Here is a 17991-nt window from a genome sequence, read left to right as displayed (position 1 = left end):
CCGCTTCACCCGCGGACACCTCGCGGCACCTGCGCTACCCCAGGGCTTCCAGCCGCGCGGCACCCCCAGTCCGACCTGAGCGTCACGTCCCATATTCGATCAGCACCGTCCGATGCCGCCTCATCGTGAGCCTCGTCCAATCCCTCCCACGCTGCCCCTGTTGCCTGCAGCTAACCCAAAATCGCCGCCCAGAGATGACACAGTAAGGCTAGGTCGTTTGGCCGGGGCCGCCGGACGCCTCTCGAGAAAACAATTCGAGGGCTAACGCTGGTTCAACGTGTTCAGCAGCACCCGCCGCACGGCAGGGTTGTTCGTGCTAGGCTGCAGGTGGTTGAAGCGCAGCACGCTGATCAGCCCCGCCGTCTCCACAATCCCCACAGCGATATTCCGGTCCCGCCGAAGCAGGGGCATAAGGTCTATGGGGGGTTGCTCCACACCAATCCACCCCGCCTTGCTGCAGCGCGGCAGCAGCAGGCACGGCGTCAGGGCTAGGAGTCACCTCGAAACGGGATAGTCATAGCGAACCTCAACCGTTCGCCATCTCGAAGCACAAACCCGCCCGGTTCGGGAATCCCCCACACGAGATTCATAATTTCTGAGACTCGGCATTAGCCTTCCGGTTACCCCAGGCGTGCAACTCGGAGGCTGACCTGTCCTCCAGGAACATGATCAGAGACTCAAAGCGCATGACACTGCACCGGCTAGGCAGAGCCAGAGCGCCTATTGTCTTGCGCGGCCGCCTGGAGTGGCAGCCCACTCGCCCCCGCTGATGTCTCCGCAGGAACAGGAGGCCCAGACATTCGGCGTCAATGCACCAAAGGCAACACTGGTTCCGGAAGATTGTTCAAAGATGAATTTCTCATTTCGGATTTTATCAACCGGCCAGCAGGCGCTTAACCTAGCCCAAACGTCCAAGATTACCCACACATCCGGCGGGGCTGAAAAGGTCCGGTTGACCGGGGACCGGGATTAGGGGGAAGCCAATGCGGGTTGCCGTCGATGGCACGATAATCCACGCCAGGATCGAAGATGGCGGCAGCGGCCCCTGGGTCGTGCTGGCCCATGGTATTGCCACCGATCTCGGTCTTTGGGACGGTGTCGCCCGCCTGCTCGCGCCGCGCTTCCGCGTCCTGCAGTATGACGCTCGCGGCCATGGCGGATCGGATGCGCCGCCAGGGCCTTATAGCCTTGATGTCCTCGGCAGGGATGCGCTCGGCGTCATGGACGCGCTGGAGATCGATCGCGCCCATTTCGTGGGGCTCTCCATGGGCGGCATGGTTGGCCTCGGCCTGGCCCTGCACCACCCGGACCGGCTGCTGAGCCTGGCCTGCTGCAATGCCCGTGCCTCCGCGCCGCCGGCCTACCGCGATGCTTGGGCCCAGCGGGCGGCGGCCGTGGCCGCCCAGGGCATGGAGGCCATGGTGGAGCCGAGCCTGTCCCGCTGGTTTGCCGCAGGCTTCCGTGAGGCACAGCCGGATACGGCGGCGCGTGTTGCAACCATGGTCCGCGGGACCCGGCCCGAGGGCTACCGCGGCTGCGCCGCCGCGCTGCAGAACCTGGACTACGGCGCCCGGCTGCATGCCATCACGCTGCCCACCCTCTACCTGACGGGGGCGGAGGACGCGGGCGCCCCACCGGAGGTGATGCGGGCCATGGCCGAGGCCACGCCCGGCGCCCGCTATATCGAGATCCCCGGCGCGGGGCACCTCTCGGCGATCGAGCGGCCAGAGGCGGTGGCGGAGGCGCTTCAGGGCTTCCTGGCCGCGCTGGCCCCGGTGGCCGCACAATGAGCCGCCTTCCGGCGCTCGACCCGCAGACCCTGAGCCCCGCGCAGTCGGAGGCATACAACCGGATCGCGACCGGCGCGCGCGGCGGCGTGCGCGGCCCCTTTCTCGCCTTGCTGCACAGCCCGGCACTGGCGGCGAAGGTGGAGCAACTCGGCGTTTACCTGCGCTTCCAATGCGCCGTGCCTGAAAGGCTACGGGAGGTCGCGATCCTCACCGTCGCCCGTCACTGGCGCTGCGACTATGAGTGGTACGCCCACGCCCCGATCGCTGAGCGGCTGGGTGTGCCCGAGGCGGCGCTGGCGCGGCTCGGTCGGGGCGAGGACCCGGGCTTCGAGGAGAGCGGGGAGACCCTCGTGCAGGAATACTGCGCCACGCTCTTACGGGAGGGGCAGGTGTCGCAGCCCCTCTATGACCGGTTGCACGAGATGTTGGGGCAGCAGGGGATCGTCGATCTCACCGGCCTCGTCGGCTATTACACAATGCTGGCGCTGACCCTGAACGCGCATGCCATCCGCGTGCCCGAAGGGGCGGAGATCCCGTGGCGGGCGGCGTGAGTGCGGCCGGGATCGGGCGCGACCTTGCGCCAGCCATACCGGAAGCGCCACCGCGCCGCCGCTTCCTGGGGCTTCAGCGTGCTCTTCCAGCGGCTGGGGTGATCGCGGGCCTACTGCTCATCGCCGGGCCGCTGCTGGCGACGCTGATCCGGAGCCTGCTCGTCTGGGAGGGTGGCGGCGCGCGGCCATCGCTGGGCAACTTCGCCGGCGTGCTGAGCGACTCCCGTTTCTGGGACGCGATCGGAAACACCGCAATCTGCGGCGTTGGCGCCACGGTGCTGAGTTGCCTTCTCGGCTTCACCCTCGCCTGGCTTGTGGCACGCACCGACATGCCCGGGCGGAGCTGGCTGGAGGTGGGAAACCTCATTCCCTTCTTCCTCTCACCCTATGTCGGGGCGATCAGCTGGATCTACCTCATGGCGCCGGGCAGTGGGCTGCTACAGGGCTTTTTCCTGCGGCAACTCGGGATCGACCTGTCCTTCGTCAATATCTACAGCCTGGGCGGCGTCATCTGGGTGCTGACGCTGTTCTACACGCCCTATGTCTACCTCTTCGTCATGTCACCGCTGCGGCAGATGGACGCGGCGCTGGAGGATGCGGCGCGGGTCCATGGCGCTTCCTTCTGGTATACACTGCGCCATGTAAGCATCCCGCTGGTCAGCCCTGCCCTGCTCTCCGGAGCGCTGGTTGTTTTCATCACAAGCGCGGGTCTGTTCGACGTGCCACTAGCACTCGCCCAGCCCAGCGGCATCCGCACCATGCCGACCGAGATCTTCGCCGCGGTGCAGTATCCCAGCGATTTCGGCCGCGCCGCTTCCTTTGGCGTGATGGTACTAGGCGTGACGATCCTGCTGACGATGGCACAACGCCGCTACCTCGCCCGCCGGCGCTTCGAAATCGTGACCGGGAAGGGATACCGCCCACGCGTGCTGCCGCTAGGCCGTGCGGGCAAGGCCGCCGCGCTGTCGCTGGAGGCAGTCTATATCGGCGGCGCGGTGATCCTGCCGACGGCGGCGCTCATCATGGTCTCGCTCTCGCGGCTCTGGACGGGGAGGTTCGACCTCGCGCGGGCGAGCCTCGCTAATTTCGAGTATGTACTGTTCAACTTCGAACTGACGCAGGGGGCGGTGATCAACAGCCTCATCTTGGCGCTGGTCGGGGCGACCGTCGGCGTGATCTTAGCGGTGCTGCAGGCCTATTACCTTAACCGTGGCGATCCACGGCGGCGCGGGCTAGCGGACGCGTTCCTGTCCCTGCCGCTGGGCATACCGGGCATCATTCTCGGGCTTGGCTTCCTCATCCTGGCGATCCGGACGCCGCTTTACGGCACGCTGACGATCGTCCTGATTGCCTATGTCGCGCGCTTCTTCCCCTTCGCCACCCGTACGGTGTCGGCCATGTTTCTGGCCATCAACCCAGAACTGGAGCAGAGCGCGCGAGCAAGCGGCGCGAGCTGGTGGCAGAGCATGCGCTGGGTGCTGTTGCCGCTGTTGCGCCCCGCCGTCACCGCCGCCTGGCTCATGCTCTTCGTCATCTTCATCCGGGAACTGGGCGCGACCATCCTGCTCTACGCGCAGGGAACGGAGACGATCAGCGTTGCGCTGGTGCTCCTGTCCGACCGCAGCTCGGGCTATGTCGCAGCGTTGGCGGTGGTACAGCTCATCCTGCTGCTCCTTGCCTTCGCCATGTTCCGGCTCACCCGCACCTCCATCACCCAGGCCTGAAGGGCGCCATCATGGACGGCATCATGGATTCCAGGGCCTTCATCCGCGTTGATCAGCTGGTGAAGAGTTACGGCACGCATCGGGCATTGGACGGCGTATCCTTCGGGGTGGGTCGGGGGCACACATTGGCCCTGCTGGGGCCCAGCGGCTGCGGCAAGACGACCATGCTCCGCTGTATCGCCGGGCTGGAGACACCGGATTCCGGCACGATCGAAATCGGAGGCCAGGTGGTCTTCGACTCTGAGCGCGGGATTAACTTGCCGGCGGAGGAGCGGCAGCTCGGCGTCGTGTTCCAGTCCTACGCCGTCTGGCCGCATATGACCGTGGCGGAGAATGTCGGCTTCCCGCTTCGCGTGCGCCGCGTGCCGAAGGCAGAGGCCGCCGCGCGCGTCACGCGGATCTTGGAAATCGTGGGCCTCGGGCATGCGGCGGCAAAATCGGCGACGCAGCTCTCCGGCGGTCAGCAGCAGCGCGTCGCGCTCGCCCGCGCCCTGATCCACGAGCCCCGCCTGGTGCTCTTCGACGAGGCGCTCTCCAACCTCGACGCCGCACTGCGCGAGCAGATGCGCATGGAGCTCAAGGTGCTCCAGGACCGGCTGGCCTTCACCGCAATCTATGTCACCCATGACCAGTCGGAGGCCTTCGGCCTGGCGGAGCGGCTGGTGGTGATGAATGCCGGACGGGTGGAGACGGAGGGCGGCCCGCGCAACGTCTTCCACCGCCCCGCTACGCCCTTTATCGCCCGCTTCCTCGGGCTGAACGTGATCGAGGCGAAGATGCTGGCAGACCGGGACGGGCTGGCGGAGATCCGCCTGCCCCAGGGAACGACCCTGCGGGGCGTGTTGGGCGAAGGCCCCGCGCCCGCGCCGGGCAGTCGTGTGCTCGCCTGCATCCGCAAAGAGCATGTTCGTATGGGCCACGAGACCGGCTTGCCACCACTGGAAGCCGAACTGCGCGCCTCCTCCTTCCTCGGCCTGACGGAGGAATACGTGCTGGACCTGGGCGGGGTAGAGCTGCGCGCAGTGCAGCCGCCGATGGGCGGCGCACCGGGGGACCGGGTGGCGCTCGCAATCCGGCCGGAGGAATGCGTGGTGCTGCCGGCATAGGAATAGGCCGGGGAGAAGAAATTCTCCCCGGCCCCCTCATCTGCTTTTTCAAGGCTGCCGCGGCTAGTGACCGGCGCGCCAGCAAATTACTCTGGGAAAGGAGGAGGCCGGGGATGTTAACTTCCCCTGCCCGTTTCAAGCCGCCCGCCCCGCCTCCTGCGCAATTGCCGCGTTCACCCGAGGCATGACCTGCTCGGCCATAAGGGTCATTGAGCGCTTGGCGAGCGCCGGGTCGACCCAGTCTAGACCGGCATAGACGATCTCGCCGAAATCGCCGATCCGCTCGCGCAGGGCCAGAAGCTGGTCCGCCACTTGGTCCGGCGTGCCGCGGATGACGCATTCCTGCAGCACGCGCTCCAGCGTCACCGCCTCGTCCGGCTCATCCTTGTGCTTCTTGAAAACGAAGAGCCGCTTACTGCGTGTCATCTTCGCCAGAAGCTGGCGATAGTAGAAGGCGTAGGGGCTGTTGGCGTCGTCGCCGCCATAAGAGGCTGCCGTGCGGGCATCATCGGCGACAAAGATGGTGCGCGCGACCCGCCAGTCGGCGGCCTGAGCCACCTGGCCCACCTGCGACTTGCCCTCAGCATAGTTCTCCCAATGCGAGCGCAGCCACATCGGCAACAGGAAATTGGCCGAGAGCGGATGGAAGTCCCTCCGCCCCATGGCGATGACGCCCTGCGAGCCCGGGGCGAGCACCGTGCCGACAATCTCCGGCCGCGGCTTCTGATAGGGCTTGGGCAGGTTCCCGACGCCGAGATGCAGCGCCTCCGTCTTCATGGTTGAGACCTTGAAGCGGTTGTCGGGCAGGTCGATGTCGTAGGGGGCGTCGCGGGCCCAGATCTCCAGGATCACGTCGATCGACTCCGCGAACATCTTGTTGCGGTCCTGGTCGAGGATACCCAGCGCCTCGGCGTCCGAGGTGAGTGCACCCGGGCTGATGCCGAGAATGAAGCGCCCCTCGGAGAGGTGGTCCAACATCGCAGCCTGGCTGGCGACGATCACCGGGTGGTGGTGCGAGAGATTGGCCGTGCCGGTGGCCAGCTTGATGCGCTTCGTGTCCGAAACCAGCGAGGCGAGGAACAGCATGCTGCTGGTGATGTTCTCGCAGGTGTCCGTCAGATGCTCGCCGATGAAGGCATCGTGGAAGCCAAGCCGGTCCGCAAGGATGACCGTTTCGCGATCCTCCTTCAAAGTCTCTGTCCAGTTCCGGCCCTGCGGGTGGATCGGCATGGTGAAGTAGCCCAGACGCATGGATCGCCCTCTCCTACGGCGCTCTGCCGGCGCGCGGCAGGATCACGCCACAGCTTGTGGCGTTCTAGAATGTCCGGAAATGCCAAAACAAACTTGCCGTTCCGTCTGAAATCAGTCAGCGCGCGTGATGGCCACGAGGAAGTCGATGAAGGCGCGCACCTTGGCGGGGAGGTGCCGCTGGGCCGGATAGAGGATGGAGATGGGCATCCCCTCAAGCGCATAGTCTGGAAGGATGGATTCAACGGCGCCACGCTCCAGGTCCTTCCGAACAAGCCACCAGGTGCCCTGGCCGATGCCGATGCCGGCCACCGCCGCCTCCCGCAATGCGTCGCCACTGTTCACAATGGTGCTGCCGCGCACCATCACCGTCATCGGCTTGCGGTCTGGCCCCCGGAAGCTCCATTCCGGACCGAAGCGGCCGACAATGCAGTTGTGGTTCTGCAGGTCCTCCGGCCGACGGGGCGTGCCGTGCCGGGCAAGGTAGGACGGCGCGGCGAAGGTAACCTGGGAGCCGCGCGTCAGCACACGAGTGGTGAGGCGGGAGTCACTGATCTCGCCGGTGCGGACGGCCACGTCGTAACCTTCGGCGATGAGGTCCACCGGGCCGTCGCTGAAGCTGAGATCCAGCTGGATATCCGGGTATTTCCGTAGGAAAGCCGGCAACTCCGGCACCAGTGTCACCCGCCCGAAGGAGAAGGGGGTGAGCACCCGCACCCGCCCCGTATAGGAGACGCTGCCCTGGCGGAGCGCGGCCTCGGCATCCTCCAGATCAGCCAGGATGCGGACGCAGCGCTCGTAGAACTCCTGGCCGAAATCCGTGGTGTGGAGCTGCCGCGTTGTGCGGTTGAAGAGCTGCGTCCCCAGTTCGTCCTCCAGCCGCGCCACCGTCTTTGTAACCGCCGATACCGAGAGGCCCAGGCGGCGCGCGGCCGCGGTGAAGCCGCCATGTTCGGCTACCTTCGTGAAGACCGACAGCGCCAGGAACTTGTTCAACGGCATCCTCCGATTTCAGACATTTGGGCAAGAGCATATTGAACTGCTCGGACATTTCCACCCGACTCGACCTTGACCTAGGCTCCCGGGCAAGGGGGCGGCACGGCCTCGTCGCGGGAGGAAATGCATGGCGGAGCGCGTCGCCATCGTCACAGGCGGGTTGCGCGGGTTGGGCCAGGCCATGGCGCTGGGCCTCGCCGCGGCCGGGCACCGGGTGCTCGCCGTCGGCCATATCGCCGATGACGTTGAGCCGATGCGCATCGCAGCGCATGACCGAGGCATCCCTGAGTCGGCCCTGCTGCCCGCCGTGGCCGACATTCGCGATCCGGAGGCCTGCACCGCCCTGGTGGATAGGGCGTGCAATCGCCTGGGCGGAATCCACATCCTCGTCAACAATGCGGGCCTGACCTTCACGACCATTAGCCCGGACAAGTTCCGCCGCCCCTCGCCGCAGTCCTTCTGGGAATGCGGCGACACATTGGTGCAGTCCGTGATGGACACGAACTTCACGGCCGCTGATCGCATGGCCCGCCGCGTCGCGCCGCTGCTGCTTGCGCAGGGTTGGGGCCGCATCGTCAATGTCACGACGAAGCTCGACACGATGAACCGGCCGGGTAGCTCACCCTACGGGCCTTCCAAGGCGGCGCTGGAGATGGCGACCGAGATCCGGGCGAAGGAGTTGGACGGCACCGGCGTCACGGCCAACATCGTCAATCCCGGTGCCGGCGCGAACACGCCTGGCATGGCCGAGGAATGGCGCACGGGCAGCCGGAACGGCAGCATGCCGCCCCTGCTGGAGCCCGACGAGATGGTGGCGCCGCTACTCTTCGTCGTCTCCGACGCCGCTGGCGGGATCAACGGCTTCCGCTTCGACGCGAACACCTGGGACCGAGCCTCGCCACCTGAGCTCGCGGCCCGGCGGAATGGACGTCCGGCCGGCTTCGTGCTGCACGATGCAGCGCCCTGGGACGCAGTTCCGGCCCGTGCCGGCTGACGGATGAGGAGGTAGACATGCGACGCAGAGACTTCGGTGCGGGCCTGATCGGGTTGGGTGCCGCCACGCTTGCGCGACCGGCCCTGGCTCAAGGTGGCGACAGTCGGGCCCAGCTCATCGAGGGCGCCAAGCGCGAGGGAAGCGTCAGCTACTTCGACACTGTGCTCCAGCCCGAGACGAATGATGAGCTGACTGCGGGCTTCCGCAAGGCTTATGGGCTCCCCTCCTCCTTCCGCGTGAACTACACCCTCTCGAATACCGGCAACCTCATCACGCGGGTCGAGCAGGAGCTGCAGGCCGGGCGCGTGACGATGGACATCGCGTCCATCGCGTCACCGACCTGGGTCTTCGAGAAGGTGCGGGACGGGCATGTGATGGAGTATGAATCGCCGGAGTACCAGCACTACGGCGATGTCTTCGCGGCGGGGCTGGGATTGCCGCGCCACTTCGCCTTCAACGGTGCCTATCTCTTCGCGCCGATGTGGAACAGCGAGACGGTGAACTTCACCGGACGGTCCTGGCAGGACGTGCCTGGCTTCGTGCAGGCGCGGCGCTTCAGCCTCGGTGATGCCTCGATCTCGGCTGCGTATCTCGCAACCTTCATGGGGCTGCGGCGCGTGGTGGGCGACGACTGGTTCCGAGCGGTAGCGCAAAAGCGCCCGAACTTCCTGGTGCGGTCGGAGCAGATCGCCAGCCGGCTCGTCTCCAACCAGGACATGATGGCAATCTTCGGCCAGCCGACCCGCGCCCTGCAGAACAATGCTAACGGTGCGAAGCTGAAATTCGTGATGCCCACGGAAGGCGTGGTGCTGATGCCGCAATGCAGCTTCATCCTGAAGAAGGCGCCACATCCGAATGCCGCGAAGCTCTGGATCGACTACATTCTCACACCCGAGGCGCAGGCGATCCTCGCGCGCCGAGAGGCCATGAGTTCAGGCCGCACGGGCTTCCAGAGCCCCGTGACCGACTACGCACCGAATATGGGAAGCATGAAGCTGATCGACCTCGACTGGCGTGCCCTGTCCACCGCGGACATGCAGAAGGCGCGAGCAGACTGGCAGGCAATCTTCGCATCCTGACCGAAAAAATGAGGATGGGTCGCGCGCTGCATCAGCAGTCAGCCAAGCTGACACGCGTCCCACATCCCGCCGGCATGGAGCGAGATGGCTGCGGGGCGGAACGTCGCAGGAGCGACGTCCGCTGGCGCAGCGGTCTGGTCTTGGACGCCAACTGCTCGATGCAGAACATCTCCGCACTCCGATCAGCCAGATACCTCACCCCGGCACGGCCAGCGCGCCAAGGTGAGGTAGGTCAGGTGAACCTGGGGAGCGGCAGTCTGAGAACGCCATCCCGACCGGACGGATCCGCGTCCCTGATCATGCACCCTCTGCCGGGTCGTACAGCACCCCCGCCGCGGCAAAGCCGCCATCCACGTTCAGGACGTGCCCGGTGACAAAGCCGGCATCCTCGGAGCAGAGAAAGGCAATACCACCGGCGATATCTACCGCATCGGCGTAGCGCTTGAGCGCCATGCGGGATAGAAATGCACTGCGTTGACGGGGACCATGTGCCGTACGTGCAATCTGCGTCGGGCCAGGCGCTACGCAGTTCACCAGGATATCGTGCTCGGCCCATTCCATTGCGAGAACACGGGTGAGATTGATAATGCCACCCTTGCTGGCGCCGTAAGCGGCCCGTCCCGTGCCACCGAACTGGCCGGACACTGAAGCAAGGGTGACGATTCGGCCGCCCAACCCATGTGCGACCATGGCACGCGCCGCAGCCTGCGCACTGAGGAAGCATCCGGTCAGGTTAGTGCGCAGAATGCGTTCGAAGGCCTCCCTGGTCATCTCCAGTGCTGGTATGCGATCAGTAATGCCCGCATTGCACACGGCGATATCGAGTGGTCCGAACTGCTGCTCTGCCTCCTTCACCGCTGCGGCAGCTTGCGCTGCTTCAGCAACGTCCATGCGGAAGGCAGCGGCCCGGCCACCTGCGCCGCGAATCGTGTCCACCGTGCCGGCAGCGGCAGCCTCATTCAAATCCGCGACAAGAACGGCGGCACCACGCTCCGCCAGGAGGCGGCTGGTCGCAGCGCCAATACCTGCGCCGCCACCCGTGACCAGCGCCACCTTCCCGGCCAGCGTCATGACGGCTCCTCCTCGATGGCGATCACGCGAGCGGGCGATCCATCGCTGTCCGGCAAGCGGATGGGAAGTCCTACGAACAGATTGCGGGGCGCCTTCAGCGCTCCGGTGTTGGCCAGGTACTCGAACATGATCACACCTCGTGCGAGCAAGCGGTGGTGGGTCACGTGCTCAGGTAACGGCGGGCGCCTCTCACCCGTGAGGAAGAATCGGATGCAATAGTCCTGTGGAAAGTCAAAGGCCACGGCCTTGATGCCGCGGCTGTGCAGGAACTCCGCCGCTCCATCGGTCATCCAGGGGGCCTGCAGCCAGAAATCTGGAGTGTCTATGCTGAAGCGCTCGTCCCAACGCGTCTTCAGGATGGCGATGTCACCGGGGCGTAGATGGGCACCGGCGGATGCGATGCGGCTCTCCTCGATGGACGTATTGGCTGGAACGTCCGTAAGATCCAGCACGGCCCCTTCCCCCACCGTCATGTCCGGCGTGATCGCGTCGGTGGTGAATCCCGTTGGGTCCACATGGCGCGGACTGTCCATGTGGGTGAATGCGTGAACGTTCCAGCCCGCCCAGGTCGCCTGCCCCGCGCCTTCCTCATGGGATTTCGCCAAGCGCCGTTCCACCGCCCAACGGAAATGGTCCGTGCGGACCGGAGTAGAGAGGTCGATTACGCGACGTGCCATAAGCGTCAGCCGTCCTTCCAAGGGCGTTCCTGCCAAAGTTGCCGCAGTGCAGCTGCCTCCGTCTCAACATAGCGTTGGAAGGCGGCCCCCGACATCGCGCGCAGAGGCTGGCCAAGGCGCATTGCATCGGACTGCCACGCCGCGTCCTCCATCATAGCAGTCAGCGCCTTCTCCAGACTGGCCCGTATCGGTGCGGGCGTTGCGGCAGGAACGACGATGCCGCGTACGACCCCACCGATGATGTCGAAGCCCTGTTCGCGGAAGGTCGGGATCTCAGGCGCTAGAACACCGCGTGCCGCCGCCGCCTGGGCCAGGGGGCGCGCTTGGCCCTGCCGCACGAGTTCGAGGCTCTCGCCGATGTTCATGGCCGCAACGGTGATGTGGCGTCCGAGCAGAGCGGTGACAGTTGGCGCCTGGCCGGAGAAGGGTACGTGCGTCATGCTCGCGCCTGCACGCCGTTCGAAGGCGATCATCAGCAGATGGTCGTCTGATCCGATGCCGGCCGTACCAACGGATACGGCACCCTGCTTTGATCGTGCCAGCGCCGCCAGGTCCGCGAGCGTACGTAGCGGGCTGTCGGGAGCGACAAAGAAGCCGCCGGGGTCCTCCACGACACTTCCGAGATAGGCGAAATCCTCGAGCCGGTAGCGCGGCTGCCGTTCAATCGTGATGGTCTGAAGGGACGGCACGATGACGACGCCCATCGTCAGACCATCGGGTGGCGCGGTGGCAACCGCGGTGTACCCGACCTCCGCCCCGGCACCCGGCCGATTGAGGATAACGAAGCGGGCCCCTGGCAGGTATTTCTCCAGGTAGGGCACCATGGCGCGGGCCATGACATCGGTGCCTCCTCCCGGTGGAAACGGGACGACGAAGCTGATTGGCCGCTCCCCGGGCCACGGGGTCTGTGCATGTGCCGAACCTGCGATCGCAAGTGAGGCAGCCATGACGCCACGCCGACGAATTTTCAGCATCTGTTGTTCCTCCCTATCATTTTTCGGAAGCGTAGTAGCGCTGAAACTCGTTGAAAAGGCCCAACGGAACTGTGGTGAACGGGACTTCTCGTCCAGGGGTGATGTCCCTGCCGCTTCCTGCCGGGAAGCACCGCAGCAGCTCCCAATGTGACGCAGCCTCTAACCAGATGCGTCGACCAATGATGCGGCCCAGTTGCCTAAGTACCTTGCATCAGTGGATTCGTGATTTCCGCCGCGCGCTTGTCTGGGATGGGGCGAGCAGGCCGCCATCGCTCATCAACGACAGCACCTGGTGACGAGAAGTCTGGACGCCTGCCACCATCAGCCATGCACAGCCCTCGCATTGACCTCACCACGAAAGGGGGGAGCGGCGAGCATGGCGCAGACCGCTTCCCTCAGCTTCGCGTCAGACATTGGACTTATCGGTCGTCGTTACGTCGGCCCGCCTCGGTCGGCAGACAACGCGATAGATGGCGGCCCGGGCGCGCCATACCCGACTGCCATGACGGGGTCACGGTCCTGTCACTGTTGGGTGAGAGAACTCGCCTCATGGGCGTGACTTCCGCCGGACCGAAGGCTAACTAACTTTGTGCGCTGCGGCCGATGCTAAAGATTTGAAATGCCGCCTCGCTGCCGCGATTTGGATCTGCGTGACGTGCGCCCTGCCGGCGTCCTCTTCAGTTCACCACGGCGATCTGCTGCGGATCGATCTCCAGCCATACGCTGTCACCGACGTCGTGCACCTGCAGCGGCGGTGCCGCGACACGCAGGCGCAGTCCGCTATCCTCCGGGCGCACGACGTAGTCCCAGGACTCTCCAAGATAGGTTCGTTGAGCGACGGTGACAGGCAGTACCGGGTATCCATCACGGCCGAGTGGCTTCTCCCGGTGCAGTGCCATACTCTGCGGACGGACCGAGAGCAGGATGGGACGCTTGCTTCCAGGAATGACGCTGTGGAGCTGCCCCAGCCTCAGGGCGAAACCGTCAAGCCCCACCTCTTCGCCGTCCAGCTGCCCCTCGACCAAATTGGTCCGACCGATGAAGGCTGCCACGAAGCGAGTCTTGGGACGGGTGTAGATGACGTGCGGCGCATCGACCTGCTCTATCCGCCCGCCGTTCATCACGGCGATGCGGTCCGCCGTCGCCATGGCCTCGGACTGATCGTGGGTGACATAGACGGTGGTGACGCGGAACTCCTCGTGCAGGCGCCGGATCTCGAAGCGCATCTCCTCACGCAAATTGGCATCAAGGTTGGAGAGCGGCTCATCGAGAAGAAGCACGGCTGGCTGCACCACGATCGCCCGTGCCAATGCGACGCGCTGCTGCTGGCCACCAGAGAGCTCCGCCGGATAGCGATCGGCCAAGTGACTCATCTGAACCACCTCTAGGATCTTCGCGACGCGAGCCTTGATCTCGGATGCCGATAATTTCTGCAGCGTAAGACCGAAGCCGACATTCTCCGCCACGGTCATGTTCGGCCAGATCGCATAGCTCTGGAAGATCATCGACATGCGGCGCTTTTCCGGCGGCATGACCGCCCCGGGGGAGGAGAGCACGGCGCCATTCATGCTGATGCTGCCGGCGGTGGGCTCCACGAACCCCGCAATCATCCGCAGGGTGGTCGTCTTGCCGCAACCTGAGGGGCCGAGGAGGGAGACGAACTCACCCTCCTCCAGCGTCAGGTCGACATCGTCGACGACCTTGACCTTGCCATATGCTTTGCCTAGTCCCTTCAGAGTCAGACGGGGCATCGGTTCAGTTCCTCCGCAGCATGAAGTCGCGGCCCGCCAGCTTCATGCCAATGACGACAAATACCAGGGTGATGGCAAGTAGCAGCCCGCCGAAGGCCGAGAGCACCTCGAAGTTGCCAGCTTCGCTCAGGTCGTAAAGCAGCACCGACATGGTGCGGGTACGCGGCCCAACCAGGAAGACAGCTGAGGACAGCTCCCGCGAGGCGACAATGAAAACGATCAGCCAGCCCCCGAGTAGGCTGCGCTGGATCAACGGCGCCGTGATGCGGCGGATGGTCAGCAGTCGCCCGCCTCCCAGGATGCGCGAAGCCTCCTCCATCTCCGGATGCACGGCGCGCATGGCCGCAGCCGAGTTGGCGAAGGCGATGGGCAGGAAGCGCGCGGTAAAGGCAAGGATGATAATCAGCGCCGTGCCATAGAGCGCCAGTGGCGGCGCAGCATAGGCGGCATAGAAGCCAATCGCCATGACGATGCCAGGGATGACGAAGGGCGCCATGGCTAGAAAGCCGAGCGCCGAGCCGAAGGGCACCAGTCGACGGGCCACGATATAGGCAACAAGCACGGCGATGACCACGGCCAGCGTCGCCGCTGCTGCCGAGAACCATAGCGTGTTCCAGATCGAGGTCAGTGCCATCTCATGCCGGAACAGGAGATAGGTGTAGTTGTCGACCGTGAAGTTCGACCACGACAGGCCGCGTCCCCACGCCTTCGCAAAGGAAGCCTGCAGCAGGACGGCAACCGGCATTACCACGGCCAAAGCGCCCACGAAGCCGCAATAGGCAAAGACCGGCCATCGCCATGTGCCCAGTCGGATCTGCCGCCGCTCCCCACCCTTGCCGGTCTGGGAGACATAACCCTTGCGCGCCAGCAGAAGCTTCTGCGCGAGGATGATCCCGACCGTTATCAGCAGCAACGGCATGGCATAGGCTGCCGCCACTTCCACCCTCACGGGATACTCGAAGAACTGCCAGAGCTGGGTGGTAACAACGTTGATGCGCGCTGGGATGCCGATCATGGCCGGCGTGCCAAAAAGGGCGATGGTTTCCAGGAACACCACGATGATCCCACCCAGGATGGAGGGCCAGACCAGCGGCAGGGTCACGCGCCGGGTCGCGGTCAAGGTTCCCGCGCCCAGGATGTTGGCGGCGTCCTCCATCTCGGAGGATATCAGATCCAGCGCGGCCTTGACGAAGATGAAAATCAGCGGAAACGAGTGCAGGGCGATGACGACCGCCAGCCCGGTGAAGCTGTAGACGTTGACGATCGGCGTTTCCGCCCCGCTCACCCATCGCCAAGCCTGATTCAAGACGCCGGAGTTCGGCCCGGCCAGCAAGATCCAGCCAACCGCGCCAAGATAGGGGGGTATGATGAAGGCCCCCATTACCATGCCCCAGATAACACCTTTGCCCGGCACGTCTGTCCGCGATACCGCCCAGGCCATCGGCACCGCGAAAACAGCCGAGAGCAGCGCCGAAGCCGTGCCGAGGATCAGGGAGTTAACCAGCGCATCCAAGTAGCGGGCACGGCCATAGGCCGTGAGGTAGTTAGCAAAGGTGAATTCCCCGCTGCCCTGCTTTTCAAAGCTGACGACCAGCAGCTTGCCGATCGGCACCGCTACCAGGAAGAGCAGCACCAGCACCAGCAGAATCCACAGCAGGTTAGAAGGCTCCAGGTAACGCAGCCGCGCGAGCCGGGTAGGCGGGTGCGCATCCATGGCTGGCTTTGGAAGAGCCGTGGCGATATCAGGCATGCGAACGCAATTCCTCTGTGACCGGCCGCTGCGTCAAACGCCGAAGGTGTCGCGCCAGCTTTCCTTGACCTCTGGAACTCCGGTTTCGATGTCCTCCGGCGTTGGCGTGATGACCTTCACCTGGTCCAGCGGCTTCGCGCCCTCAGGCGGCGGCACATCAGCGCGCAACGATTCGCCGAAGGTCCTGCGCGTGACTTGGAAGTATTCCGCGCTGGTAGCATACTCCATGAACAGCTTCGCCGCATTTGGATGCGGCGCGTTCTTCTGGATGCAGCTTGGCGACGGAACCACCACCGTGCCGTCGATCGGGTAGATCAACTCCAGCGGATTGCCCCGTGACATGCTGAGCAGGGCGCTAGCCGATGGCACGGCAACACCAACCGAACGCTCTCCGGCATTCAACACGGTCACCGGATCGATGGACGAACGCCCAATCTGAGGCCGATTCTTCTCCAGAGCCTTGAAATAGTCCCAGCCGTACATCTTGCGCATCAGCACGGCCCAAGCACCGATGGCGCCGCTGTAGCCGGGGTGACCGACGGCCAGCTTCTCCCGCCACCTCGAATTGGTAAGGTCTGTCCAGCTACGCGGTGCATCCGCCTCCGCCACCTGCACCTTGTGGCGGGCGATCAAGTGCACACCAATGTAGAAGACGTGGAAGAAATTGTCGGGATCAGCTGCTTCCTTCACGAAGGGCAGCAGCCCCGCGGCGTTCTCCGGCCGGAACTGCAGGAGCCGCCCCTGGCGCTTGAGGAGGGCTGAGTGGCTGTAGTCGGTGGAACTGAACACGTCGCATTGCGCAACGCCGGCCCGCATGTCCTGCGACAGGCGTTGGAAAGCAACCTGCGACGTGCTCCGCACCACATTCACCCGCAGGCCAGGATAGCGCTCTCCGAACGCCTTTCCCACAGCCTCGGAAGACTCTGCGCTGAGCTGCCCAGAGTACCAGGTAACCTCGCCCTCGCGCTTAGCGGCTTCGTAAAGTTGCTGCTCGTGGGACGGCAGCCTCTGAGCATGAGCCCCGCCGCTGCCGGCTACAATGGCGGCGCTCGCCAACAGACCGCGTCGGCCGATCTTTTGCATGTGGTTCTCCTCCCTCGCCGGTTCTTTGCCATTCGCCCCGGCGTCGGTGCGCCAGGCCTACAGGTGCCAGGACGGGCCCGTTCTCAGATGCCGAACGTGTCCCGCCAGAGTTCCTTCACCTCCTGCGCGCCCGCCTCCACTTCCTCTGGCGAGGGCGTGTACATCGTGATGGCGTCCAGCGCCCTGGCACCTGATGGCGGCGGGACCTCTGGCCGCAGGGACTCACCGAAGAAAGGCCGTGTAGCTGCGTGGTAGGCCGGGCCGGTGACGAATTCCACGAAGAGCTTTGCCGCATTTGGATGCGGCGCGTCGCGCAACGCGCCTGTCGGAGACGGAACCACTAGCGTGCCCTCGGTCGGATAGATGAGCGCCACCGGATTGCCGCGGGAGATGCTGAGCAAGGTTGTTGCCGACGGGATGGCCGCGCCGAGCCTACGTTCCCCGGCATTCAGCGTCGTGACAGGGTCACCGCTCGATCTCCCGATCAGGGGACGGTTCTTCTCCAGCGCCTTGAAGTATTCCCAGCCATAGAGCTTCTGCATCATCAGGCACCAGGCCGTGATCGCGCCACTATAACCCGGATGTCCAACCGCGATCCGATCCTTCCAGCGTGGATCAGTCAGATCCTTCCAGCTCTTCGGGGCCTCTGCCTCCGGCACTGTTGTGTTGTGACGGGCCATCAGATAGAGGCCAAGATAGGTTATCTGGAAGAAGCCATCCGGATCGGCGGACTTGCGCGCCACCTCGATCAGCCCGGCAGCGTTCTGCGGGCGATAGGCCATCAGCCGGCCCTCGCGCTTCAGATGCATCGCGTGGCTGTAGTCGGTGGAGCTAAAGACATCGCATTGTGAGACGCGGGCTCGCATATCCTGCGCCAGCCGCTGGAAGGCGACCTGCGAGGTGCTGCGAACGACATTAACCTTCAGCCCGGGAAAGCGCTCTGCAAAGGCGCGCCCGATGGCCTCGGACGGCTCGGCCTGCATCTGCCCCGTATACCAGGTGATCTGCCCTTCACGTTTGGCAGCTTCATAAAGCGCCAATTCATGGGCTGGCAGTTCCTGGGCCAGCGCCCTGCGCTGCGTGAGGGCAGCAGCGGCCCCAGTGGCAAGGCCGCAGAAGAAGCGCCTCGTGGTCATATGCATGCCTTTTCTCCCTGCAATGCCTGGGTCCGCGCGGATCTCCGCCCGCCTGGAGCCC

The 17991-nt window shown here is 64.9% G+C and carries 16 protein-coding genes; 6 read left to right on the top strand and 10 right to left on the bottom strand.

Annotated elements, in window-relative coordinates:
- Positions 1–261 precede the first annotated feature (261 nt).
- Positions 262–411, bottom strand: coding sequence for a hypothetical protein (locus GSE44_RS25865; protein ID WP_235925005.1), 150 nt, complete (start codon positions 409–411; stop codon positions 262–264).
- 572 nt (positions 412–983) lie between these two features.
- Between GSE44_RS25865 and pcaD the strand changes: the two genes are divergently transcribed.
- The 4 genes from pcaD to GSE44_RS20835 are packed head-to-tail and all read left to right on the top strand — an operon-like array spanning position 984 to position 5171.
- On the top strand, positions 984–1790 hold the full coding sequence (gene pcaD, locus GSE44_RS20850) for a 3-oxoadipate enol-lactonase (protein WP_159350762.1): 807 nt from the start codon (positions 984–986) through the stop codon (positions 1788–1790).
- Complete coding sequence (locus tag GSE44_RS20845; RefSeq protein ID WP_159350761.1) at positions 1787–2341, top strand: carboxymuconolactone decarboxylase family protein; 555 nt, start codon at positions 1787–1789, stop codon at positions 2339–2341. Before pcaD ends, GSE44_RS20845 begins: the two co-directional genes overlap by 4 nt.
- Positions 2326–4065, top strand: coding sequence for an ABC transporter permease (locus tag GSE44_RS20840; protein ID WP_159350760.1), 1740 nt, complete (start codon positions 2326–2328; stop codon positions 4063–4065). Before GSE44_RS20845 ends, GSE44_RS20840 begins: the two co-directional genes overlap by 16 nt.
- An 11-nt stretch (positions 4066–4076) precedes the next feature.
- Complete coding sequence (locus tag GSE44_RS20835; RefSeq protein ID WP_159350759.1) at positions 4077–5171, top strand: ABC transporter ATP-binding protein; 1095 nt, start codon at positions 4077–4079, stop codon at positions 5169–5171.
- Between the two features lie 135 nt (positions 5172–5306).
- Here the strand turns inward: GSE44_RS20835 and GSE44_RS20830 are convergent, their stop codons facing one another.
- Both GSE44_RS20830 and GSE44_RS20825 read right to left on the bottom strand, forming a co-directional pair.
- Positions 5307–6422 (bottom strand): LLM class flavin-dependent oxidoreductase, encoded by a 1116-nt coding sequence (locus GSE44_RS20830; protein ID WP_159350758.1) that lies wholly within the window; start codon positions 6420–6422, stop codon positions 5307–5309.
- Positions 6423–6533: 111 nt separating this feature from the next.
- Complete coding sequence (locus GSE44_RS20825) at positions 6534–7415, bottom strand: LysR family transcriptional regulator (RefSeq protein WP_159350757.1); 882 nt, start codon at positions 7413–7415, stop codon at positions 6534–6536.
- Positions 7416–7542: 127 nt separating this feature from the next.
- Between GSE44_RS20825 and GSE44_RS20820 the strand changes: the two genes are divergently transcribed.
- Together GSE44_RS20820 and GSE44_RS20815 are read left to right on the top strand one after the other, a co-directional pair.
- Positions 7543–8409 carry an SDR family NAD(P)-dependent oxidoreductase gene (locus GSE44_RS20820; RefSeq protein ID WP_159350756.1) on the top strand — a complete coding sequence of 289 codons (867 nt, stop codon included), beginning with the start codon at positions 7543–7545 and terminating at the stop codon, positions 8407–8409.
- 17 nt (positions 8410–8426) lie between these two features.
- Positions 8427–9488: an ABC transporter substrate-binding protein gene (locus GSE44_RS20815; RefSeq protein WP_159350755.1), complete on the top strand. Its 1062-nt coding sequence runs from the start codon at positions 8427–8429 to the stop codon at positions 9486–9488.
- A gap of 297 nt (positions 9489–9785) precedes the next feature.
- On the opposite strand, the gene GSE44_RS20810 is transcribed toward GSE44_RS20815, so the two are convergent.
- The 7 genes from GSE44_RS20810 to GSE44_RS20780 form a co-directional block, all read right to left on the bottom strand.
- Positions 9786–10559 (bottom strand): SDR family NAD(P)-dependent oxidoreductase, encoded by a 774-nt coding sequence (locus GSE44_RS20810; protein ID WP_159350754.1) that lies wholly within the window; start codon positions 10557–10559, stop codon positions 9786–9788.
- Positions 10556–11236 (bottom strand): cyclase family protein, encoded by a 681-nt coding sequence (locus GSE44_RS20805; protein ID WP_159350767.1) that lies wholly within the window; start codon positions 11234–11236, stop codon positions 10556–10558. Before GSE44_RS20805 ends, GSE44_RS20810 begins: the two co-directional genes overlap by 4 nt.
- A gap of 5 nt (positions 11237–11241) precedes the next feature.
- Positions 11242–12210: a Bug family tripartite tricarboxylate transporter substrate binding protein gene (locus GSE44_RS20800; RefSeq protein WP_159350753.1), complete on the bottom strand. Its 969-nt coding sequence runs from the start codon at positions 12208–12210 to the stop codon at positions 11242–11244.
- Positions 12211–12887: 677 nt separating this feature from the next.
- Complete coding sequence (locus GSE44_RS20795; protein ID WP_159350752.1) at positions 12888–13961, bottom strand: ABC transporter ATP-binding protein; 1074 nt, start codon at positions 13959–13961, stop codon at positions 12888–12890.
- Between the two features lie 4 nt (positions 13962–13965).
- Entirely contained in the window at positions 13966–15711 is a 1746-nt protein-coding gene (locus GSE44_RS20790) for an ABC transporter permease (protein ID WP_159350751.1), read from the bottom strand.
- A gap of 33 nt (positions 15712–15744) precedes the next feature.
- A complete protein-coding gene (locus tag GSE44_RS20785; RefSeq protein WP_159350750.1) occupies positions 15745–16794 on the bottom strand; it encodes an ABC transporter substrate-binding protein in 1050 nt (349 codons plus the stop codon).
- Between the two features lie 83 nt (positions 16795–16877).
- Positions 16878–17936: an ABC transporter substrate-binding protein gene (locus GSE44_RS20780; protein ID WP_235925000.1), complete on the bottom strand. Its 1059-nt coding sequence runs from the start codon at positions 17934–17936 to the stop codon at positions 16878–16880.
- Between the last annotated feature and the right edge of the window lie 55 nt (positions 17937–17991).

Origin of the sequence: Muricoccus harenae (assembly GCF_009848505.1) — a bacterium.
GTDB lineage: Bacteria > Pseudomonadota > Alphaproteobacteria > Acetobacterales > Acetobacteraceae > Roseomonas > Roseomonas harenae.
The sequence above is the reverse complement of the archived record's forward strand: the minus strand, read 5'-3'. Positions and strand labels throughout refer to the sequence as shown.